The organism is Rhodobacter capsulatus SB 1003 (genome assembly GCF_000021865.1).
Lineage (GTDB): Bacteria > Pseudomonadota > Alphaproteobacteria > Rhodobacterales > Rhodobacteraceae > Rhodobacter > Rhodobacter capsulatus_B.
Genome location: NC_014034.1, coordinates 3,303,446 through 3,324,661, shown reverse-complemented (window position 1 = coordinate 3,324,661; position 21,216 = coordinate 3,303,446). Strand labels below are relative to the sequence as shown.

Sequence of the window (21,216 nt, the reverse complement as noted above, 5' to 3'; positions counted from 1 at the left end):
GTTTCGCACAGGCCCGCCATGACCTTTTCCCCCGAGACTGCCGCCGATCTTGCCCCCCGCATCCTGGCCGGAGAGCGCCGCGCGCTGGCCCGGGCGATCACGCTGGTGGAATCGGGCCGTGCCGATCACCGGGCGCAGGCGACGGCGCTGCTCGACCGGCTGGGCACGGCGAAAAAGGCGCTGCGGATCGGCCTTTCGGGCACGCCGGGGGTGGGCAAATCGACCTTCATCGAAAGCTTCGGGATGATGCTGGTCGGGCAGGGGCACCGGGTCGCGGTGCTGGCGGTCGATCCGTCCTCGGCACGCTCGGGCGGCTCGATCCTGGGCGACAAGACCCGGATGGAGCGGCTCTCGCGCGAGCCTGCGGCTTTCATCCGCCCCTCGCCGAGCCAGGCGCAGCTGGGCGGCGTCGCCCGGCGCACCCGCGAGGCGGTCAGCCTGTGCGAGGCGGCGGGGTTCGACGTCGTGCTGATCGAGACGGTGGGCGTCGGGCAATCGGAAACGCTGGTGGCCGAAATGACCGATCTGTTCATCCTGTTGATGGCGCCTGCGGGCGGGGATGAGTTGCAGGGCGTCAAGCGCGGCATCATGGAAATGGCCGACATGATTCTGGTCAACAAGGCCGATGGCGATCTGAAACCGGCGGCCTTGCGGACGATGGCGGATTACGCGGGGGCGTTGCGGCTGTTGCGGCGCCGTCCGCAGGATCCGGCGGGCTTTCCGAAGGCGGTGGCGGTCTCGGCCCTGGCCGAGGAGGGGCTGAAGACGGCCTGGGAAGACATGCAGGCGCTGGCCGCCTGGCGGCGCGCGCAGGGGCATTTCGACCGCCGCCGGGCCGAACAGGCGCGGCACTGGTTCGAGACCGAAGTGCGCGAAGGTCTGCTGGCGCGGCTGGTGACCGACCCGGCGATTCGGGCGCGGATGCAGGCCCTGGGCAGTGCCGTGGCCGCGGGGCAGACGGCGCCCGCGGTGGCGGCGGCCGAGATGCTGGCGGCGCTGCAACGATGATGCAAACGAAAAACCCCGCCAGAGGCGGGGTTTTTGATCCGTGGATCATCCGATCACGCGGCGGCCAATCACGCCGCGGCTTGCGCCTTGGCGATGGCTTTCTTGATCTTCAGCGCATTCGCCGACAGCTCGTCATCCGAGGCTTTCGCGAGGAAAGCGTCCAGACCACCGCGGTGATCGACGGTGCGCAGGCCGGCGGCCGAAACGCGCAGCTGGAACGATTGCCCCAGCACGTCCGAGATCAGGGTGACTTCGTTCAGGTTCGGCAGAAAGCGGCGACGCGTCTTGTTGTTCGCGTGGCTGATGTTGTTGCCCGACATCGGGCCTTTGCCGGTCAGTTCGCAGACGCGCGACATGGCGTTGTTCCTTCGTTTCCTCGGGCGACGCGGCCCACTTCCAATACTGCGGGACCCGCTGCGCGCGAGGCCCGGAAATCCGTCCGCGGGGAATAGGGCCAAAGCCGCCCCGCGTCAAGCGATTCATGTGCAAAGCATCTCATCCACCCAGGCCGGAACCACCTGTGTTGCCGGGCCGTGCCGGGCCTCGTCGAAGAACCGCGTCCCCTGCGAGGGCTCGAGGTTCAGCTCGAGCGTCGCCACGCCCCCATGGCGGGCATCGGCAACGAAGCCGGCGGCCGGATAGACATTCCCCGAGGTGCCGATCGAAACGAAAAGATCGGCCGCCCGCAGCGCCGCCCAGATCTCCTCCATCCGGTAGGGCATCTCGCCGAACCAGACGATGTCGGGCCGCGTCGCGGGATGCAGGCAGCGCGGGCAGCTGTCTTGCGGTGCCATTTCGGCAGGCGCGGGCCAGCGATGGCCGCAGGCGGCGCACAGCGCCCCCGCCAGCGTGCCATGCATGTGAATCAGGTTTTGCGTCCCCGCCCGTTCGTGCAGGTCGTCGACATTTTGTGTCACCACCAGCAGCTGATGAGCCCCTGCGGCTTCAAGTCGCGCCAGGGCCAGATGGGCGGCATTGGGCAGGGCCGCCGCGGCCGCCGCGCGGCGCTGGTTGTAGAACCTGTGCACAAGGGCCGGATCGCGGGCAAAGCCTTCGGGCGTTGCCACATCCTCGATCCGGTGTTCCTCCCACAGGCCGTCGCTGGCGCGGAAGGTGCGGATGCCGCTTTCGGCGGAAACTCCCGCACCTGTGAGAATCACGATTCTGGCCATCGGCGTTTCCCCTTGGTAAACCCTCCCCATGCGTATCCTGTTTCTCTGCCTTGGCAACATCTGTCGCTCCCCCGCCGCCGAGGGGGTCTTTCGCACGCTGGCCGCGCAGGCCGGGGTGCCGGTCACGCTCGACAGCGCCGGAACCGGCGCCTGGCATGTCGGAGAGCCGCCCTATGGTCCGATGCAGGCGGCCGCCAGCCCGCGCGGCCATGACCTGAGCGCGCTGCGGGCGCGGCAGCTGAAACCGGCGGATTTCCGCGACTTCGATCTGATTCTGGCGATGGACCGGCAGAATTACCGCGATGCGCAGGCGCTGCGGCCCGCCGATGCGACGGCGCGGCTGGAAATGTTCCTGCAGGGCGAACGCGGTGTCTCCGAGGTGCCCGACCCCTATTACACCCGCGATTTCGACGGCTGCCTCGACATCATCGAGGCAGGCGCAAGGGCCTTGCTGGCGCGGCTTCAGCGCGCGCAGTAAGCTTCGGCGGTCTGGGCAAAGGCCTTGTAGCGGGCCCAGAAATCTTCATCCGCGGCGCGGTCGGAAACGCGGGTTTCCTGGGCCTGATCCGGGTCTTCGAAGAATTTCGCCGCCCGGCGCTGGTCCGACCGCGACAGGGTCTGGTCGGCGACCTGCTGGATGCAGCCGCACAGCGCCGGATCGGCGGTGCGTCCGGCGTTCAGGCAGGCCCGATCGATGGGACCGGCAAAAGCCGTGGTTCCCGCAAGAACCAAGGCGGCGGAAAGAAGATATTTCATCATGCTCTGCTCTTCGGTTGCGGGTCGGGTTCACGCCCGTATCCCGTCGATTTGACCGGTGTTTTAGGGGATTCGACAAGCAGGCACAATAGTTTCGGCGACTTTCCGCCGATTGCCCGGAGGGGCCGCCAGATCTGGCGGCAAGGGGCGGATTTCCGCCGAAATCTGGGTCAGGCGATGACCTCGGCCTCGAAGCCCGCGGCCTTGAGCGCGGCGAGGACGGTTTCCTCGGGCAGGCCGTTCACCTCGACCTCGCGGTCTTCCAGGCTGACAAGGGCCTTGCCGCCCACTTCGGTGATGGCGGCTTCCACGCTGGCCTTGCAATGGCCGCAGGTCATGTTGGGAACGGACAGGATCATCGGGGGCCTCCGCGCTTCGTCTTGCATGATCTGGCGCGATCCGCGGGCGGCGTCAACCGCGATTGCATGTGCCGCCCGCAGCCCGGTTCAGAACATCAGCCGGCCCTCGGCCAGCTGGGCCCCGTCACAGGTGACGCGATAGGGGCGCTCGCCCGGGCGCAGCTGGCCAAGCGCATATTCCAGCATCAGCGGCTGGGCGACGTCGGGAAACTCCCCCGGGCGCTGGCGGGTGCGCAGCGACACCAGCACGCCGGAGGTGGTCAGCGCCGCCTCGCCGGTCACGTTCCAGCCCGCATTGGGCAAATACCCCTTCAGCCGGATGAAGGACACCAGCCCGATGCTGCGGGTGGTCAGCGACGTCAGGGTGAGCGGCGCATTCAGCGTGGTTTGCGTGTCCATGATCCCCTCAGCCTCCGGTGTCGACAGGCTGTGTCACGGCAGTGCAATCGGGTCTCGGCATTCTCTTTCCTCCCTTGATGAGATTGTCCGGTCGGTCGGTCGCAAGGCGCCGGTGGTCTGGCCCGATAACGCTACCACTCGCCCTATGGTTGCGTCAACGGACTCGGCAGGGCGGTGTTCCGGCCGATCCGGGCGCGGCGTCCCGGCCCGCGGGCCCGCCGCAATCCCCCTTCCCGCACCCTTGAATTGCTGCTATTTGCGCGCCCATGAAAAAGCTCGATCACATCCGCAACTTCTCCATCGTGGCGCATATCGACCACGGCAAATCCACGCTTGCCGACCGTCTGATCCAGATGACGGGCACGGTGGCCGCGCGCGACATGAAAGAGCAGATGCTCGACAGCATGGATATCGAGCGCGAGCGCGGCATCACCATCAAGGCGAACACCGTGCGGATCGACTATCCGGCCAAGGATGGGCGCACCTATATCCTGAACCTGATCGACACCCCCGGCCACGTCGACTTCGCCTATGAGGTCAGCCGCTCGATGCGCGCCGTCGAAGGCTCGCTTCTGGTCGTCGACGCCTCGCAGGGGGTCGAGGCGCAGACGCTGGCGAACGTCTATCAGGCGATCGACGCGGGGCACGAGATCGTGCCGGTGCTGAACAAGATCGACCTGCCCGCCGCCGACCCCGATGCGGTGAAGAAGAACATCGAGGATGTGATCGGCATCGATGCCTCGGATGCGATTCCGATTTCGGCCAAGACCGGCCTTGGCATTCCCGACGTGCTGGAGGCGATCGTGCACCGCCTGCCTGCGCCCGTGGGCGAGGTGGACGCGCCTCTGAAGGCGATGCTGGTGGACAGCTGGTATGACCCCTATCTGGGCGTCGTCGTGATGATCCGCGTGATGGATGGCGTTGTCCGCAAGGGCGACCAGATCAAGATGATGCAGACCGGGGCAAGCTACCGGATCGACAAGCTGGCCGTGCTGAAGCCGCAGATGGTCGATATCGCCGAGCTTGGCCCGGGCGAGATCGGCGTGCTGACCGCCAGTATCAAACAGGTCCGCGATACCCGGGTGGGCGACACGATCACCCATGAACGCAAGCCCTGCGACGCCGCCCTGCCGGGGTTCAAGCCCGCCCAGCCGGTGGTGTTCTGCGGCCTCTTCCCGGTCGATGCGAATGATTTCGAGCCCCTGCGCGACGCGATCGAGAAACTGGCGCTGAACGACGCCAGCTTCACCTATGAGATGGAAACCTCGGCCGCGCTGGGCTTTGGCTTCCGCTGCGGTTTCCTCGGGCTGTTGCATCTGGAAGTCGTGCGCGACCGGCTGGAACGCGAATATGACCTTGATCTGATCACCACCGCGCCCTCGGTCGTGTTCAAGCTTTACATGAAGGACGGCGAGGTCCGCGACCTGCACAACCCCGCCGACCTGCCCGATCTGACCTATGTCGATCATATCGAGGAGCCGCGGATCAAGGCGACGATCATGGTCCCTGACGATTATCTGGGCGACGTGCTGAAGCTGTGTCAGGACCGCCGCGGCATCCAGATGGATCTGACCTATGCGGGCTCGCGGGCGATGGTGGTCTATGACCTGCCGCTGTCGGAAGTCGTGTTCGACTTCTACGACCGGCTGAAATCGGTGACCAAGGGCTATGCGAGCTTCGACTATCAGCTGGCCGAATACCGCGAGGATTTCCTGGTCAAGATGTCGATTCTGGTGAATGACGAGCCGGTGGATGCGCTCTCGATCATGGTGCACCGCGACCGCGCCGAGGGGCGGGGCCGGGCGATGGTGGAGAAGCTGAAGGATCTGATCCCGCGGCACATGTTCAAGATCCCGATTCAGGCGGCGATCGGTGGCCGCGTGATCGCGCGCGAGACGCTGTCGGCGATGCGCAAGGACGTGACGGCGAAATGCTACGGCGGCGACGCGACGCGGAAGAAGAAGCTGCTGGAGAAGCAGAAGGCCGGGAAGAAGAAGATGCGCCAGTTCGGGAAGGTGGAAATCCCGCAATCGGCGTTTATTGCAGCGTTGAAGATGGATGAGTGAGATGCGACCCCGCCCTTGGCGGGGTCAAATCGTTCCAGTGGAACGATTCGAGCGTCGAACGCCCGAGCACACTTGCGAGGGCTAGGGGCGAGCCCCGAACGCCCGAAGCGCAAGCGACCCCGCCCTTGGGGGGGGCAATCGTTTCGGGGATCGATCTGAGCGTCGAACGTCCTAGCACGCCTGAGGGGGCAGCTACTGCTGCGTTGCGAAGCGGCCCCTTCGTTTGCTGATGGAACTAACTTTCGCCGGAAATCTATCTGCGAAAATGTTTAGTCATATCTCGCATTAATATTCTTGGCGGCAGAGACGATCTCCGGGAACAAACTCCCGCCATTAATTCCGAGCTTGTCAAGGTCTGCGCGTATTTTCGACTTATCCCCCGCTCTCACCAAAATCTTCTTATAGCGATCTGAGAGGCTTGATGTTTCAAGGGCTTGATATTCCAGAAGACCGGAGGCAATAAAGGCGCCAGACTGCGCGATGATACGTTTGTTGTTTCTGTACGGACGTGCCAGGTAATATTTTCGCAAATCGATGGGTTGAACTGAATTTTCAAAGTACGGTTTTTCCATCTTCACGAACTGACAAAGTCGTTTGCAAGCTGGCAGGTTGCGAAAACTATCTATGGCCTCTTCCGAACTGCAATCTTTCGACGCGGCTTTCAATGTGCTCTTTTCGTCATCCGTCAGTCTTGCCAAATTGCAGATCAAACTCAACGTGTCGCTGTCCGCATGTTTCGTTCTGGCAGCCTGAACATCGTAGAGATGTATCGCACCATCGTGTTCTTTGTCATCTTCGACATGCGCCTCTGACGCGAAGAACAGCGCGACGAGCGGGTTCAGGGAGACATCAAGAAGCCTGGTTGGCAACTCATAATGCTGCGCCCGCACAAGCTTCTCAAACATCGTTTTGTCGCTGGCGAAATCGCCGGGGGCATCAAGCGCAATTTCAGAAAACATTTTCGACTCAGCGTCGCTCGCTTTCTTTCTGCTGACACTCGGCTTGACGGGCCAAGATGCGTTCTTTTGTCCGCGAAAGCAACGAGTTGATGCAGCACTTTTTTTCTCGCCGAACACAATTTCAAGAAGATCCGTTACGCTGCCGATTTCGCAAGGGGAAGAAATTTTTGCCATTTTCTCAACCAGATTAGAACGGCAAAAAAATAACATGCAATCGGGGTTGCTTCAAGTCTGAGGTGAGGTGTATTCGTTATTGCTTTGAGGTATAAATTTATACCTTTATTAACTTAAGTTGAAATGTGCTCTTTTCTGGAAAATGATTCCCTTGTGTTGAGAAAATTTAATAGGGCGTCGTTTGCTTACGCGTTGGCATTTGCACGCCTCGCATGCACATATTTTCTCTGCAGAAGCGTTCCGCTAATCTGTTGGCTCTCATCATCATATTCACAGATGGCCACCGAAGGCCACTTTGGACCCCCGGCGGTCGTAGGGCATCTGTCACGCTGGGCCTCGGCGATGGCCTTGGCCACGGTCACGTTGCGCAGGGCAGACCTGACTCGTTTCCCGATCGGAAAACGAAAAAGCCGCGAAGGTCTCCCCTCGCGGCTTCCCGTCAACTTGCGCGCAGGTGTCAGCGGGTGAACTTCTTGTATTTCACCCGCTTCGGCTCGACCGCATCCGGGCCCAGACGGCGGATCTTGTCGTTTTCGTAATCCTCGAAGTTGCCCTCGAAGAATTCCACATGGGCGTCGCCCTCAAACGCCAGGATATGCGTGCACAGACGGTCCAGGAAGAAGCGGTCGTGCGAGATGATCACCGCGCAGCCCGCGAAATCCTCGATCGCCGCTTCCAGCGCCTGCAGGGTCTCCACGTCCAGATCGTTCGTCGGTTCGTCAAGCAGCAGCACGTTGCCGCCCGATTTCAGCAGTTTCGCCATGTGCACGCGGTTGCGTTCCCCGCCCGAGAGCAGGCCCACTTTCTTCTGCTGATCCGCGCCCTTGAAGTTGAAGGCACCGCAATAGGCGCGCGAGTTCACCTGCGCATCTCCCAGTTCGATCAGTTCCGCCCCGCCCGAGATTTCCTCCCAGACGTTCTTGTTCGCATCGAGCGCGTCGCGCGACTGATCGACATAGGCCAGCTTCACCGTGTCGCCCAGCGTGATCGTGCCCTCGTCCGGGGCCTCGGCGCCGACCAGCATCTTGATCAGCGTCGATTTCCCGGCGCCGTTCGGGCCGATCACCCCAAGGATGCCGCCCGGCGGCAGCGAGAAGCTGAGGTTCTCGATCAGAAGCTTGTCGCCCATGTGCTTCTTCAGGCCTTCGACCTCGATCACCTTGCCGCCGAGACGCGGCCCGTTCGGAATGATGATCTGCGCCTTGCCGACCCGTTCCTTGACGCCTTCCTCGGCCATCTTGTCGTAAGCCGCGATCCGGGCCTTGGATTTCGCCTGCCGGGCCTTGGCGCCGGCGCGGATCCATTCCAGCTCTTTTTCCATGACCTTCTGCTTGGCCTTGTCCTCGCGCGCCTCTTGTTCGAGCCGCTTGGCCTTTTGTTCCAGCCAGCTGGAATAGTTCCCCTCATAGGGGATGCCGCGGCCGCGCTCGAGTTCCAGGATCCACGAGGTGATGTCATCGAGGAAATAGCGGTCGTGGGTGACGCAAAGGATCGTGCCCTTGTAGTCGATCAGGTGCTTTTGCAGCCAGGCGATGGTCTCGGCGTCAAGGTGGTTGGTCGGTTCGTCCAAGAGCAGCATGTCGGGCGCTTCCAGAAGCAGCTTGCACAACGCCACCCGGCGGCGTTCGCCGCCCGACAGCGTCGCGACATTGGCGTCATCGGGCGGGCAGCGCAGCGCTTCGAGCGCGATATCGACCTGGCTGTCGAGATCCCAGAGGTTCTCGGCGTCGATCTCGTCTTGCAGACGCGCCATTTCCTCGGCGGTCTCGTCGGAATAGTTCATCGCCAGGTCATTGTAGCGCGCGATCTTGGCGGTCTTTTCCGCCACGCCCAGCATGACGTTTTCGCGCACCGACAGCGTTTCATCCAGCTGCGGCTCCTGCGAGAGATAGCCGACCTTGGCGCCCTTGGCGGCCCAGGCCTCGCCCTGAAAATCCTTGTCGATGCCCGCCATGATGCGCAACAGCGTCGATTTCCCGGCGCCGTTGACGCCGACGACCCCGATCTTGACGCCCGGAAGGAAGTTCAGGCGGATGTTCTCGAAGCATTTCTTGCCACCGGGATAGGTCTTGGAGACGCCATCCATGTGGTAGACATATTGATAGGAAGCCATTGCGCGCACCTTGGGAAAGGGAAGTTTGTGGCTAGATAGGGGAAACGGGGCCTTTGGGGAAGGGGTGAGCCGCCAAAGCCCACCGGGAGGGATGGATGCTGAAAGAGTTGCGCAACCTCTATCACGGGCGCTCGAAGCGGGCGCATCGGTTCCGTTATGCGCTGCTGGCCTTTGATCTGGCGACGATCCTGTTTGTCATCGTGACCTCGTTCCTGCCGATGACGCCGTGGATTCTGGTCGCCGATGTGGCGATCGGGGCGGTGATCGTGCTGGATTTCGCCGCGCGCTTCGCGGTCGAGGAACGCAAGCTTGCCTTTTGGCGGCGGCTGGCGACCTGGGCCGATGTGGTGGCGATGCTGTCGTTCCTGGCGCCGCTTCTGGGGGCGCAGCTGGGGTTCCTGCGGGTGCTGCGGACGGTGCGGCTGTTGCATGCCTATCAGATGCTGGGGCGGCTGCGGCAGGATTTCCGGCTGTTTCGCAAGCATGAAGAGGTGATTCTGGCGGCGGTCAATCTGGCGGTCTTCCTGTTCGTGATGACCGGGCTGATCCACGCGACGCAGGCCGGGCACAACCCGCAGATCGGCAATTACGCCGATGCGCTGTATTTCACCGTGACGACGCTGACGACGACGGGCTTTGGCGACGTGACGTTGCAGGGCACTTCGGGGCGGATGATCTCGGTGGTGGTGATGATCGTGGGGGTGACGCTGTTCCTGCGGCTGGCACAGGTGCTGTTCCGGCCGCTGAAGGTGCGTCACAAATGCCCCAGCTGCGGGCTCTTGCTGCATGATGCCGATGCGGTGCACTGCAAGCATTGCGGCGTGGTGCTGAAGATCGAGGACGAGGGGCTGGTGTGACCGGGCAGGGCGATCGGACATCCACCCCGCGGCGGAACCCGGAGACGGGGTGCGCTGTGCTCGGGTGCGGAAAGGAACCGGAAAAGCCTCGCGCTTGCCCGGAGCATACCCGAATTCCGGAGGAGCTCTGCGCGATTTTCCGCCTGTTGCCCGGCCCGGCGGACGTTCCCTCGGCCTGATGGAGCGTCTCCCGACCCTGACAGCGCCGCCTTTGATCAAAGCGCCGCCAGCAGCTTGCGCAGGTTGTCCGCCCGCCAGGGCTTGCCGCCGGGCGTGGTGACGCCTTCGGCATTCAGCGCTTTCGCAATCTCGGCGTAACTCGCGCCGGTGTCCTTCATCCTGCGGATGCGCGCGGCCATCTCGGCCTTGGCTTTGGGTTTGAGCGCGGTATGGGCCGCGGCCATCTCGCCCCAGGCGCGGAAATGCGTCACCGGGTCGAAGATCTGCCCGTCGATCAGCACCGGCACCGGGTCAAGCGCCATCACCCGCGGCGCGGCCTGCAAGCGGCCCCAAAGGCTTGCATGCGGGCGCCAGTGAAAGCTCTCGGCGAAATTGACCACGGCCAGGGTGGCGCCCATTGCCTCGGCCTTTGCCAGAAGCCGTTCGACCTCGGGCAGGATGGCGCTGGTGCCGCGATCCGCGCGGGTTTCCAGAAAGGCCTCCTCGGCCACCACCTGCCCGCCCTCGTCCTTTGCCCAGCGCCAAACCCGTTCGCGCTGATAGCGGATCGAGCGGCTGGCGGCGGCGGCTTCGTCGATGCCCCCGGGCAGGCGGGTGAAGCCCCGCCAGGGCACGGGAAGCGTCCAGTAAAAACCGATGATGCGCAGGGGGCTGTCCATGAGACCTCGACGCGGAATTTTCCGACAAAGCCCCGGCGGGGCCGGGTTGGCTGGCACAAAGGGCCATCAGCAAAGGAGATATCAGCGATGACCCGAGATTTCCACCTGCCCGACCCCGCCGATCTGCTCGAAGACGTGCTGGCCGCGGTACATCAGGCCGGGGCGATGCTCTGGACCGAGTTTCACCGCCCCGGCGGGCCGCGGGGGCAGGGCAGCCATGCCGCAATCGATGCCGAGATCGAGGCATTTCTGAAAGCGCAGTTGCTGGCGCTGCATCGCTGCGACTGGCGCGGCGAGGAACTGCCGCGCGAAGCGAGCGGCCATCCCGACGTCTGGGCGGTCGATCCGCAGGACGGCACCTCGGCCTTTCTGCGCGGCCATCGGGGGTCGGCGGTTTCGGTGGCGCTTTTGCGCCATGGGCAGCCGGTGCTTGGGGTGATCCATGCGCCGACTGCGCGCGCGGATGCGGGCGACGTGATCGCTTGGGCCGAGGGGCGGCGCCTCACACGCAACGGCCAGCCGGTCGGGCCGCTCGCCCCGCGTCGCCATGATGCCGCGACCGTCCTTGCGCTGAACGAACAGGCGGGCGATTTCGCCGCTGCCAACCATGCCCGCTTCGCCCCCGCCGCGCTGCGGGCGCTCCCCTCGATTGCCTATCGGCTGGCGCTGACCGCGGTGGGCGAGGTCGACGCGGCAATCAGTTTGACCCAAGGGCTCGACAGTTACGACATCGCCGCGGGCCATGCGGCGCTGATCGGGGCGGGCGGCGTGCTGGTGCAGGCGAACGGGGCGCCGGTCGTGCATGGCCGGGGCGGCTTTGCGGGCTGCATCGGTGGTCCGCCCTTCCTGCGCGCTGGCAGGGGATGATTCTCGGCTGCCGTGCGGTTGCGGCGCCCGATGTCGCCCATCCGCGCCCGGCCCCCTGCTGGCCCGACGACGCGCTTGATCTGGCCGAGGCGCTGTTGATGTTCGCGGCCCCCTGATCACCGGAATGCGGGCGGCGCCGTGAACGTCTCGGAGGGCCTTGAAGGGTGCTTTCAAGCCACCCTTCAAGCCTTGCTGCAAGCAAGGCTGCCAGGATCGTCAAGCCGTCTCGGAACAGAGACGGCACCTTGCCCAGCTCAGCTGCGCAGGGTGAGTCTTTCCCCGCGATGCGCTGCGATCTCTCGCAACCAAGCGCAGACGGAATGACGGGCTGCATGGCGAGCCAAAACATGGATCGCCGAACTACTGCTTGTTGTCAGGATTTTGCGGGGGCTCGTGGAGGCGGGTACCGGAATCGAACCGGTCTTCACGGATTTGCAATCCGCTGCGTAACCTCTCCGCCAACCCGCCGCCGTGAGGTGCCTCTCACCTACCCAATCACGCCGCCCCGTGCAAGGGGTCTTGCGCCGACTTTGCAGCTTGTTCCGTGCACCATGGTATGCAAAACCGGGCGCAGCCTGCCGCCGACCGTTGCTCCCTTGCGACTTCTGTGGCAAAACCGCGCAACGCAACGCTCAGACGGAAGAGTTCCCCCATGCCGGATTTCGCCGCCCGCCGCACCATGATGGTCGACACCCAGGTTCGCCCCAATGACGTGACGAAATTCCCGATCATCGAAGCGATGCTGGCCGTCCCCCGCGAGGCCTATGTGCCCGATGCCCGCCGCGAGGCCGCCTATGTCGGCGAAAACCTCGATCTGGGGCAGGGGCGCTGGCTGCTCGAGCCGCGCAATTTCGCCAAGATGCTCGATGCGCTCGATATCCAGCCCGGCGATCTCGTGCTCGATATCGGGGCGGGCATGGGCTATTCCTCGGCCGTCCTCGCGCGGATGGCGAAAGCCGTCGTCGCGCTGGAGGAAGGCACGCTGGCCGCCTCGGCCGAGGCGCATCTGTCGGTGCAGGACATCGAGGGCGTGACCGTCGTCGAAGGGCGGCTGGAGGCGGGCGTCGCCGACGAGGGGCCCTATGACGCGATCGTGATCGAGGGCGGCGTCGAGCAGGTGCCCGCGGCGATCGAGGCGCAGCTGAAGGAAGGCGGCCGGATCGCGGCGATCTTCATGCAGGGGCCCCTGGGCACGGTGCGGATCGGCCGCAAGATCGATGGTCTGGTGGCCTGGCGCGATGCGTTCAACGCCGCGGCACCGGTGCTTCCGGGCTTCACCTGCGCAAAAGAATTCGTCCTCTGATTGCCTTTGCCTCCGAATTGGGCTCATATCGGCGGAAATGAATGTTAACGCCGTAGAACGGCGGGACAGCCGCCGGGCAGCGGTGCAGCAAGAGGATGCGAGGCATGACGCGCAGACAGTTCAAACCCCTTCTTCTGGCCACCGTCGCCGGGCTTGGCCTTCTGGCCGGGTCGCTTTCCGCCTCGGCCGAGACGCTGGCCGATGCGCTGGTCTCGGCCTACAAGGTCTCGCATCTGCTGGAGCAGAACCGCGCCACGCTGCGCGCCGCCGACGAGGATGTGGCGACCGCCGTTTCGGCGCTGCGTCCGGTGGCGAAATGGGGGGCAGAGTTTTCCCGCAGCCGCTGCAACATGCCGTCGACCTTCCTGACCAGCTGCGACGGCCACTGGGATGAGCTGTCGGCGACGATGGCGCTGACGCTTGACTGGACGCTGTTCGACTTTGGCCGCAATCGGCTGACGGTGGATATCCAGAAGGAAACCGTTCTGGCGACGCGGGCTGCGCTGCTCTCGACCGAACAGGATGTGCTGCTCTCTGCCGTCAAGGCCTATGCCGATGCCAAGGCCACGGCCGAACAGGTGGCGATCACCGAGAATTCGGTGCGGGTGATTTCCGAACAGCTGAAGGCCGCGCAGGATCGGTTCGATGTCGGCGAAGTGACGAAGACCGACGTGTCGCAGGCGGAAGCGTCTTTGGCGGGGGCGCGTGCCTCGCTGGCGGCGGCGCAGGGCGAATACAAGGCCGCGCGCGAGGCCTACAAGGCGGTGATCGGGCATTATCCCGAACGCCTGTCGCGCCTGCCGAAAGCGCCGAAGCTGCCGAAGACCACCGCCGAGGCGAATGCGACGGCGCTGCGGCTGCATCCCGTCATCAAGCAGGCCCAGCATCTGGTGTCGGCGGCCGATCTGGGGGTGGAGCTGGCCTTTGCCCAGCATCTGCCGACGGTGACCGGAGAGGCGCAGCTGGCCGATCCGAAAGACACCGGGCGCAAATCCACCCTGACGCTGTCGATCGGGCAGCCGATCTATTCCGGCGGCGCCATCGCCTCGGCCAACCGCAAGGCGGTTGCCAACCGCGACAAGGCCCGGGCCGGGCTGAGCCAGGCGGGGGTGGAAGTGGCGCAGGCCGTCGCCAATGCCTTTGCCGGCATCGATGTCTACCGGGCGCAGATCAACGCCTATGACCAGCAGATCCAGGCCGCCGATCTGGCCTATCAGGGCGTGCGCGAGGAAGCGACGCTGGGCGCGCGGACGACGCTGGACGTGCTGAATGCCGAACAGGACCTTCTTGATGCAAAAGCTTCGCGGATTTCGGCGGAAGCCTCGTTGCAGGTAGCATATTATCAACTTTTGTCCGCTATGGGACTCTTGACGGTAGAAAACCTCAAGCTCGGGATCCCCACCTATGACCCCGCAGCCTACTACAACGCGGTGCAGAACGCGCCTCTCAGCGATCAGGGCAAGGCTCTTGATCGTGTCTTGCGCGCCATCGGCAAGAACTGAGTTCTTGTGCCCCGCGTGGCTGTGACTGGGTGTGACCCGGCTTCCCTCGGACGGCGTCCTCGGGAGGAGGAATTCTGCTTAATTCAAACAGCCGGACCTTGTGTCGGCCAGAGAGCAGGATTGGGAGCATGATGTCCGAACCCGAAACGAAAATCGAAATTGAAGACGTCCTGTCGTCGATCCGTCGTCTGGTCTCGCGCGATATCGGGGCGGCGCGGCCGATGCCGGTGACCCCGCCTGCGCCCGCTGCGGCCCCCGCCGCGGTTGCGCCGGAGACCATGCCCGCGCCGCAACCGGCCGAGGCGGATTGCCTGGTGCTGACCCCGGCGCTGCGGATCGGCGAGGAGGCGGAAGAGATCGCGGCGGCGGCCGAAAGCGCGCCCGAAATCGAAACCGCGTTCGGGCCCGCGTTCGGGGCGGAGCTGGAGAGCGAAATCGAAGCGGCCATCGAAAGCGCGGCCGAGGTCGCAGAGGCGGCGCTGACCTCCCCCGAGGAGACGGCAGAAGCCGCGCCGGTCGCGGCGGAAATCCTCGACTTTGCCGCCCCTTCCGCCGCGCTCGACCCTGCGTTTGCCGAGGAAGCCGAGGCGGCCGCGCCGCTTGTGCCCGCCGAAGCCGCTGCCGAAATCCCTGTCGAACCCGCTGTCGACACCGCCGCCGATCTGGCCGTCGAGACCCCTGCCGAAGCCGATGTCGGCCCGGCTTTCGACGCTTCTGCGCCGTTCCTGCTGCAACCCTCCGCGGCGGTCTCGCCTTCCGACATCCGTCCCTTTGCCGTCGTGCCCGCCTCGCGTCCGATGACCGAGGCCGAGGTGCTGCTGGCCGAAGCCGAGGCGGCCTTGGCCGAAACCGGGGTCGTGCTGGAAGATGCCTCGAGCGCGATCGATGCCGCGGGCGAGGGCGATGCGGCACTGGCCGAGACGCCCGCCGATCCGCGTGCCGGGACGGCGATCGATCTGGGCGACGAGCTGTCGCGGCTGGAAAGCACGATTGCCGAGCTTGAGGCCGCGGTGGCCGAAAGCGGCTTCGACTTCGAGCCGGACACCGGCCATCCCTTTGCGCTGGAGCCCGAAGCGGCCGGCGCCGAGCTTCCCGACGCCTTCGAGGCCGACGTGCGTCAGGCGATCGAAACTCCCGCCCCGGAGGCGCTTGCGGAGCCCCCGGCCGAGGATGTCACGGCCCCGGCCGAGGATCTCGCCGCGTCGGCCGAGCCGGTCGCCGAACCGCTTGCGGACAGCGCCGAGGCCTGGAGTGCCGATGCCGCCGAAGAGGCGATCGAGGCCGCGGCCGAGGCGGAGCAGCTGGCGCAACAGGATCACGCGGCGGAAGTGCTGGCCGAGATGACCGCGCCCGAACCGCAGGGCGACAGCGGCCCCGAAGAGCCCGGGGTCGGCATGGACTGGGCCGAGGCGACGCTCAATCTGGCGCGTCGGACCCCGCCGCGGCGTCTGGCCGTCTCGGAGGCCGAGGAGACGGTGCAGGACGCCGCCACGATGCGCTCGAGCTACGAGGAGCTGCGCGAGGAGCTGGCGCAGGATCTGGACGAGGCCGCGGAGCTTTACCCCGAAGATCTGGTGCCGTCCTATGAGGACGGGCTGATCGACGAGACGGTTCTGCGCGACATGGTGGCCCAGCTCGTGCGCGAGGAGCTGCGCGGCAGCCTGGGCGAGCGGATCACCCAGAATGTCCGCAAGCTGGTGCGCCGCGAAATCCAGCGCGCGCTGCTGGGGCAGGATTACGACTGATCCGGCCCCGGCGCGGCCCCCGTCGCGCCGAAGGCCCCCCGCGACCCCCCCCGGAAATGAAAACGGCGCGCCCCTGGCGCGCCGTTTTCCGTCTCTGGCAGGGCAGGGGCGGTCAGGCCGCCTCTGCTTCCTCTGCCGCGATCCGCCGTTCGCTTTCTTCGCGCGACAGTGCCACCGAGGTCCGCACCCCTTTCGACACGAATTCCATCAGCCCCTTGACCACGCGCTCGTTCGGGTCGATCCCGGCGCAGGACAAGACCTCGCGCCCATCGCGCGAGCGCGCCCAGCGGGCGATCTGCTCGGGGCCGTTGCCGTATTTCTTGTCATCGGCAATCGCATCATCCAGAGCCGCCAGGACGACCGCGGCAAACAGCTTGCGCGCCCTCTGACCTTGCTCATAGTTGAATGCGGAGCCGTCAACGAAATCGCGCATTATTCCGTCCTTTGTTATTGCTCTTGCGTTTGCTGGCGTGGCGGCCATCTAGGCCCCCTGCCCACCGATTCGATATGCCCTGAAAGGCATGTCCGGCATGCGCATGGTGCATGGCTTGCCGCAACAGCCCCCGTATTTAGGTGCCGTTAACGGCAACACCGGCGCATATATGGTTACCAAACCGTTGCGTTCAAGTCCGGAGCGTGCAAAACAAGGGGTATTGCGCGACGCCGCGTTTTTGCGCTTCGACCGCGCGGCGCCGCCTGTCCTTTGGGCGCGCCGCAAATCGGGCGCGGGCTTCACGCTTTTGTGATCGCCTCCACCGCCCGCAACTGCGCCTCTCCGGCCTGCATCGGCCCCTCCAGCGCATCCAGCCGCAGCTGCGCCAGCGCCTTGCCGCCCGATTGCGTGTAAAGCGTGCCGACGGTCTTGCCGCCCGCCCCGATCGGCGTGCCCACCGGCGCCGCGCCCGAAATCGCCAGCTGCACCAGCCCCTTGCGTAGCTCTGTCTTGTGCTTCATCCGCGCCGTGACCTCCTGCCCGACATAGCAGCCCTTGCGGAAATCGACGCCGTGAAGCCGTTCGAACCCGGCTTCCAGGATATAGGTCTCGGGCGTCAGCTCGATGCCGGTGGCGGGGATCAGATGCGCCACGCGCAGCGCATCCCAGTCGCTGCCATCGTCGCCATCCCGGTCGCCGTAAAGCCGCCAGCCCAGTTCCGGATGGCGCGGATCGGAGAGGGCGCCTTCGGGCGCGGGGCCGGTGCCGCAAAAGACCGACAGCGCCGAGGGCGCGATCGCCACATCGGCGCGCAGACGATACATGTTCAGCCGTGCCACGGTGGCCTCGGCAATCGCGGCCTCGATATCGAGCAGGATCGCCTCGCCCCGCGCGATCAGGAAGAAATCCGCCAGATACTTGCCCTGCGGCGTCAGCAGCGCGGCGTAAAGCGGCCCCTCGGCCAGCCGCCGCAGGTCATTGGAGACAAGGCCCTGCAGGAAATGCTCGCGGTCCTGGCCGGTGATGTCGAAGATCTTGCGCATGGCGCCCCCCTTTTTCCCCATTATGGGGCGGCGGGCTCATTCCACAAGCTGCATCCGGCACAGGGTGGCATAGGCGCCGCCGCGGGCCAGCAGATCCTCGTGCGTGCCCTCTTCCACCACCTGCCCCTCGACGATCACCACGATCTTGTCGGCATGCCGCACCGTCGAGAGCCGGTGCGCGATCACCAGCGTGGTGCGGCCCTGCGACAGGGTCGTCAGCGCCTCGGCCACCTTCGCCTCGGAGGCGGTGTCAAGCGCCGAGGTCGCCTCGTCCAGAAGCAGGATCGGCGCATCGCGCAGCACGGCCCGGGCGATGGCGACGCGCTGGCGCTGCCCGCCCGAGAGCGCCGAGCCGCGCGGACCGGCGGGGGTGTCGAGGCCAAGCGGCATCGCCTCGGTGAATTCGCGCACATGCGCCACCTCGATGGCGCGGGCCAGCACCTCGGGCGCGACATCGGTCCGGCCCAGCAGGATGTTTTCCCTGATCGTCTCGTCAAAGAGCGCGGCATCCTGCGTCACCATCGCGAAAAGCCCGCGCAACACCGCCGGATCGAGCGCGGTGATCGGCACGCCGCCCAAGGTGATCGCCCCCGACTGCGCCTCGACCAGACGGGTCAGCAGGTTGAAGACGCTCGATTTCCCGGCGCCCGAGGGGCCGACAAGCGCGGTGGTCTTGCCCGCCTCGGCGGTGAAGGAAAGCCCGCGCAGGACCGGCTTTTGCCCATAGGAAAGGTCGACCTGATCGAAGCGGATCAGCGTCGTCGCCGGCGCCGCGGCGGGACGGGCGGGGGCAAAGACGCCGGGCGCGATGTCAAGCACCTCGTAAAGCCGCTCGAGGCTGGCGCGGGCCGATTGCCAGGTGCCCGCCAGCCCGCCCAGACGCCGCAGCGGCTGAAAGGTCAGGGTCATCGCGGTGAAGAAGGACATGAACTCGCCCACCGTGCGTTCGCCCGAGGTGATTTCGGGGGCGGCCATCAAGAGCACGGCAAAGAAGCCAAGCCCGGTCATCACGTCGATCAGCGCGGGCACGATCGACTGCGAGAAGCTCATCTTCACCAGCGCCCGGCGGATCCGCTGCACCAGCGCGGTGAAGCGGCCCAGCTGATAGTCCTCCATCTGGTAAAGCTTCACCGCGGCGATGCCGTGAAACACCTCGTCGAGCCGCGTCGCGCGCTGGCCGGATTCGTCGCGCATCTGCCGGGTCTTGCGGCGGATGTAGCGCTGCGCCATCGCGGTCGGCGCGATCAGCAGCGGCGCCCCGATCAGCGCCGCCAGCGTCCAGCGCCAGTCGATCGCCAGCGCGACAACAAAGAGCGACACCAGCGACACCGCATCGCGCCCCGCCCCGGAGACGAAGACGCTCCAGACCCCCTGCACCGCCTGGGTGTCGCCCTGCACCCGGTCGATCAGCGCGCCGGGCGGGTTGGTCTGGAAGAAGCTTTGATCCAGCCGCAGGATGTGGCGGACGATGTCGATCTGCATCGCCGTCGAGGAGGCCTGCGCCACCGCGGTCAGCAGCGTCTTGGACGCGACCGAGGTGATCGCCCGGATCAGGAACAGCCCGAAGATCGCCGCGCCGACCCACATCACCGCGCCGGTCTGGCCCTGCGCGAAGACCCGGTCGAAGAGCGGCTCGATCATCCAGCTGAGCAGGCCAAGCGTCGATCCCTCGATCATCAGAAGCAGCATGGCCACCGCCATCAGCAGCCATTGCTGCCGCAGGTAGTCGCGCCAGATCCGCGCGAAGATCCGCGACGAGGAGGGGGCGGAGGGGGAAGAACTGGTCGCGCGGTCCTCGGTCTTTGCCTGTGGCATGGCGGATCGATAGCCGGAAAGCCCGGATGTCACAAGCGGGGCCCGGTTTGTGACGGATACAAGCGCGGTCGTTGACCGGCCCGGGGCGCTTCGCTACCGCTGACGGATCAATCGGAGAGACCGCATGAGCCTTGCCCAGGGACGTTCCTATCTTGCCATTCCCGGCCCCTCGGTGATGCCCGACCGGGTGCTGCGCGCGATGCACCGCGCCGCGCCGAACATCTACGAGGGCGATCTGATCGATCTGACCGCGCGGGTGATGACCGATCTGCGCCGCGTCGCGCTCTGTTCCGGCCATGTGGCGATCTATCTGGCCAATGGCCACGGCGCCTGGGAAGCCGCGATCTCGAACCTGTTTTCGCGCGGCGATACCGCGCTTTCGCTGATCACCGGGCGGTTCGGGCTGGGCTGGGCGCAGCATGCCCGGTCGCTGGGGGTGACGGTCGAGACGCTTGATTTCGGCATCAAGGCGCCGGTCGATCCGGCCCGGGTCGAGGCCGCGCTGCGCGCCGATACCGCCCGCAAGATCAAGGTCGTGCTGCTGACCCATGTCGATACCGCCTCGTCGGTTCTCAACGATGTCGCGGCGGTGCGGGCGGCAATCGATGCCGCGGGCCATCCGGCGCTGCTGGCGGTCGATTGCATCGCCTCGCTGGGCTGCGATGAGTTCCGCTTTGACGACTGGGGCGTCGATGTGATGGTGGCGGCGAGCCAAAAGGGGCTGATGGTGCCGCCGGGTCTGGGCCTCGTCTGGGTTTCCGACAAGGCGGTGGCGGCCTGCAAGGGCGCCGGTCTCGTCACGCCCTATTGGGACTGGGGGCCGCGGATCTTCGCGCAGGAATACTGGCAGCAATTCGGCGGCACGGCGCCGACGCATCACCTCTTCGGTCTGGCCGAGGCGCTGCAGATGATCCTCGACGAGGAAGGCCTGCCACAGGTCTGGGCGCGGCATCGCACCCTGTCCCGCAGCGTCGCCGCGGCTTTCGAGGCCTGGGGGCAGGGCGGGGATATCGCGCTCAATGTGCCGGTGGCGGCGCATCGTTCGGGCGCGGTGACGGCGGCGCGGATCGGGCAGGGCGGCGCGGCGCGGCTGCGCGCCTGGTGCGAGACAGAGGCGGGGGTCACGCTCGGCATCGGCCTTGGCATGGCGGCGCCCGGCACGCCCGAGGCGGGGGATTTCCTGCGCATCGGCCACATGGGCCATGTGAACGCCCATATGGTGCTGGGCGTTCTGGCGACGATGGAGGCCGGTCTGCAAGCTTTGGGCCTTGCCCATGGCGGTGGCGGCATTCAATCTGCCGCCGCGGTGATCGCCGCGGGCTGAGCCTCAGTTCGGCGCGTGGGTCTCAAGCCATTTCCGCATCCAGTCGATCTCGGCCGTCTGCGCCGCGATCACGTTCTGCGCCAGCTTTCGCACCTCGGGATCGGCGCCGTTTTCCAGCACGATCTTTGCCATGTCGATGGCGCCCTGATGGTGGCCGATCATGCCGCGGACGAAATCCACATCGGCATTGCCGGTGAAGTCGATCGCCATCGCCTGATGCATCTTCGCATTGGCGTCGATATAGGCGGTGGTCGAGGGGGCGGCATCGGCGGTGGCGCTCATGGCATGGCCGGAATGGCCCTCCATCGCCTGTTCGGCACGGGCCGTCGCGGCAACGGGCAGCGCCAGCGCAAGGCCAAGCGCGGTGACGGCAAGGAAACGGGGACTGCGGTGCGGGGTCATGGGCGCCTCCTGAAACGGGAATGCCCTACTGTCGGGCAGAATCCCGCCCCGCGCAATTCAAGGCTGCGCGCATTTGCGTG

General features: G+C 65.6%; 22 protein-coding genes and 1 tRNA gene. 10 read left to right on the top strand and 13 right to left on the bottom strand.

The window, feature by feature from the left end; translation table 11 throughout:
- The first annotated feature begins 18 nt into the window (after positions 1-18).
- Positions 19-1,008, top strand: coding sequence for a methylmalonyl Co-A mutase-associated GTPase MeaB (meaB, locus tag RCAP_RS15465; protein ID WP_013068827.1), 990 nt, complete (start codon positions 19-21; stop codon positions 1,006-1,008).
- A 68-nt stretch (positions 1,009-1,076) separates the two neighbouring features.
- Here the strand turns inward: meaB and rpmB are convergent, their stop codons facing one another.
- Both rpmB and RCAP_RS15455 read right to left on the bottom strand, forming a co-directional pair.
- On the bottom strand, positions 1,077-1,364 hold the full coding sequence (gene rpmB / locus RCAP_RS15460) for a 50S ribosomal protein L28 (RefSeq protein WP_013068826.1): 288 nt from the start codon (positions 1,362-1,364) through the stop codon (positions 1,077-1,079).
- A gap of 123 nt (positions 1,365-1,487) precedes the next feature.
- Entirely contained in the window at positions 1,488-2,180 is a 693-nt protein-coding gene (locus tag RCAP_RS15455; protein WP_013068825.1) for an NAD-dependent deacylase, read from the bottom strand.
- A gap of 28 nt (positions 2,181-2,208) precedes the next feature.
- Here RCAP_RS15455 and RCAP_RS15450 point away from each other — a divergent pair, with 28 nt between their 5' ends.
- Entirely contained in the window at positions 2,209-2,658 is a 450-nt protein-coding gene (locus RCAP_RS15450) for a low molecular weight protein-tyrosine-phosphatase (protein WP_013068824.1), read from the top strand.
- On the opposite strand, the gene RCAP_RS15445 is transcribed toward RCAP_RS15450, so the two are convergent.
- The 3 genes from RCAP_RS15445 to RCAP_RS15435 all read right to left on the bottom strand — a co-directional run bounded on the left by RCAP_RS15445 (position 2,643) and on the right by RCAP_RS15435 (position 3,694).
- Entirely contained in the window at positions 2,643-2,939 is a 297-nt protein-coding gene (locus tag RCAP_RS15445) for a hypothetical protein (protein ID WP_013068823.1), read from the bottom strand. The genes RCAP_RS15450 and RCAP_RS15445 overlap by 16 nt on opposite strands.
- A 167-nt stretch (positions 2,940-3,106) precedes the next feature.
- On the bottom strand, positions 3,107-3,295 hold the full coding sequence (gene copZ, locus RCAP_RS15440; protein ID WP_013068822.1) for a copper chaperone CopZ: 189 nt from the start codon (positions 3,293-3,295) through the stop codon (positions 3,107-3,109).
- A gap of 87 nt (positions 3,296-3,382) precedes the next feature.
- On the bottom strand, positions 3,383-3,694 hold the full coding sequence (locus RCAP_RS15435; protein WP_013068821.1) for a hypothetical protein: 312 nt from the start codon (positions 3,692-3,694) through the stop codon (positions 3,383-3,385).
- 266 nt (positions 3,695-3,960) lie between these two features.
- Here RCAP_RS15435 and lepA point away from each other — a divergent pair, with 266 nt between their 5' ends.
- Entirely contained in the window at positions 3,961-5,760 is a 1,800-nt protein-coding gene (gene lepA, locus RCAP_RS15430; protein WP_013068820.1) for a translation elongation factor 4, read from the top strand.
- A gap of 269 nt (positions 5,761-6,029) precedes the next feature.
- Here lepA and RCAP_RS19060 read toward each other — a convergent pair whose 3' ends face one another.
- Together RCAP_RS19060 and ettA are read right to left on the bottom strand one after the other, a co-directional pair.
- Positions 6,030-6,893 carry an FRG domain-containing protein gene (locus tag RCAP_RS19060; protein WP_157834371.1) on the bottom strand — a complete coding sequence of 288 codons (864 nt, stop codon included), beginning with the start codon at positions 6,891-6,893 and terminating at the stop codon, positions 6,030-6,032.
- Between the two features lie 457 nt (positions 6,894-7,350).
- Positions 7,351-9,006, bottom strand: a complete 1,656-nt coding sequence (gene ettA / locus RCAP_RS15425; protein ID WP_013068817.1) for an energy-dependent translational throttle protein EttA — start codon at positions 9,004-9,006, stop codon at positions 7,351-7,353.
- Positions 9,007-9,101: 95 nt separating this feature from the next.
- Between ettA and RCAP_RS15420 the strand changes: the two genes are divergently transcribed.
- Complete coding sequence (locus RCAP_RS15420) at positions 9,102-9,863, top strand: ion channel (protein ID WP_013068816.1); 762 nt, start codon at positions 9,102-9,104, stop codon at positions 9,861-9,863.
- A gap of 215 nt (positions 9,864-10,078) precedes the next feature.
- On the opposite strand, the gene RCAP_RS19705 is transcribed toward RCAP_RS15420, so the two are convergent.
- A complete protein-coding gene (locus RCAP_RS19705; RefSeq protein WP_013068815.1) occupies positions 10,079-10,702 on the bottom strand; it encodes a recombinase family protein in 624 nt (207 codons plus the stop codon).
- A gap of 87 nt (positions 10,703-10,789) precedes the next feature.
- Between RCAP_RS19705 and RCAP_RS19700 the strand changes: the two genes are divergently transcribed.
- Entirely contained in the window at positions 10,790-11,569 is a 780-nt protein-coding gene (locus tag RCAP_RS19700; RefSeq protein ID WP_013068814.1) for an inositol monophosphatase family protein, read from the top strand.
- A 394-nt stretch (positions 11,570-11,963) separates the two neighbouring features.
- On the opposite strand, the gene RCAP_RS15405 is transcribed toward RCAP_RS19700, so the two are convergent.
- Positions 11,964-12,037: transfer RNA gene (locus tag RCAP_RS15405), tRNA-Cys, on the bottom strand.
- A gap of 184 nt (positions 12,038-12,221) precedes the next feature.
- Between RCAP_RS15405 and RCAP_RS15400 the strand changes: the two genes are divergently transcribed.
- The 3 genes from RCAP_RS15400 to RCAP_RS15390 all read left to right on the top strand — a co-directional run bounded on the left by RCAP_RS15400 (position 12,222) and on the right by RCAP_RS15390 (position 16,119).
- Positions 12,222-12,872, top strand: a complete 651-nt coding sequence (locus tag RCAP_RS15400) for a protein-L-isoaspartate O-methyltransferase family protein (protein WP_013068812.1) — start codon at positions 12,222-12,224, stop codon at positions 12,870-12,872.
- 104 nt (positions 12,873-12,976) lie between these two features.
- The gene (locus RCAP_RS15395) at positions 12,977-14,374 is read left to right on the top strand and encodes a TolC family outer membrane protein (protein WP_013068811.1); all 1,398 of its coding nucleotides are present in this window, start codon (positions 12,977-12,979) and stop codon (positions 14,372-14,374) included.
- Positions 14,375-14,502: 128 nt separating this feature from the next.
- Positions 14,503-16,119, top strand: coding sequence for a hypothetical protein (locus RCAP_RS15390; protein ID WP_023911899.1), 1,617 nt, complete (start codon positions 14,503-14,505; stop codon positions 16,117-16,119).
- A gap of 112 nt (positions 16,120-16,231) precedes the next feature.
- On the opposite strand, the gene RCAP_RS15385 is transcribed toward RCAP_RS15390, so the two are convergent.
- Entirely contained in the window at positions 16,232-16,552 is a 321-nt protein-coding gene (locus tag RCAP_RS15385) for a DUF6280 family protein (RefSeq protein ID WP_013068809.1), read from the bottom strand.
- Positions 16,553-16,640: 88 nt separating this feature from the next.
- Here RCAP_RS15385 and RCAP_RS19420 point away from each other — a divergent pair, with 88 nt between their 5' ends.
- Positions 16,641-16,865 carry a hypothetical protein gene (locus RCAP_RS19420; RefSeq protein ID WP_131725616.1) on the top strand — a complete coding sequence of 75 codons (225 nt, stop codon included), beginning with the start codon at positions 16,641-16,643 and terminating at the stop codon, positions 16,863-16,865.
- Here the strand turns inward: RCAP_RS19420 and ygfZ are convergent.
- Both ygfZ and RCAP_RS15375 read right to left on the bottom strand, forming a co-directional pair.
- Positions 16,852-17,595 (bottom strand): CAF17-like 4Fe-4S cluster assembly/insertion protein YgfZ, encoded by a 744-nt coding sequence (gene ygfZ, locus RCAP_RS15380; protein WP_013068808.1) that lies wholly within the window; start codon positions 17,593-17,595, stop codon positions 16,852-16,854. The two genes, RCAP_RS19420 and ygfZ, sit on opposite strands and share 14 nt — an antisense overlap.
- A 36-nt stretch (positions 17,596-17,631) precedes the next feature.
- Positions 17,632-19,410 carry an ABC transporter ATP-binding protein gene (locus RCAP_RS15375; RefSeq protein ID WP_013068807.1) on the bottom strand — a complete coding sequence of 593 codons (1,779 nt, stop codon included), beginning with the start codon at positions 19,408-19,410 and terminating at the stop codon, positions 17,632-17,634.
- A 124-nt stretch (positions 19,411-19,534) separates the two neighbouring features.
- Between RCAP_RS15375 and RCAP_RS15370 the strand changes: the two genes are divergently transcribed.
- Positions 19,535-20,734 (top strand): pyridoxal-phosphate-dependent aminotransferase family protein, encoded by a 1,200-nt coding sequence (locus RCAP_RS15370; protein WP_013068806.1) that lies wholly within the window; start codon positions 19,535-19,537, stop codon positions 20,732-20,734.
- Positions 20,735-20,737: 3 nt separating this feature from the next.
- Here RCAP_RS15370 and copM read toward each other — a convergent pair whose 3' ends face one another.
- Entirely contained in the window at positions 20,738-21,136 is a 399-nt protein-coding gene (copM, locus tag RCAP_RS15365) for a CopM family metallochaperone (RefSeq protein WP_013068805.1), read from the bottom strand.
- Positions 21,137-21,216: the final 80 nt, after the last annotated feature.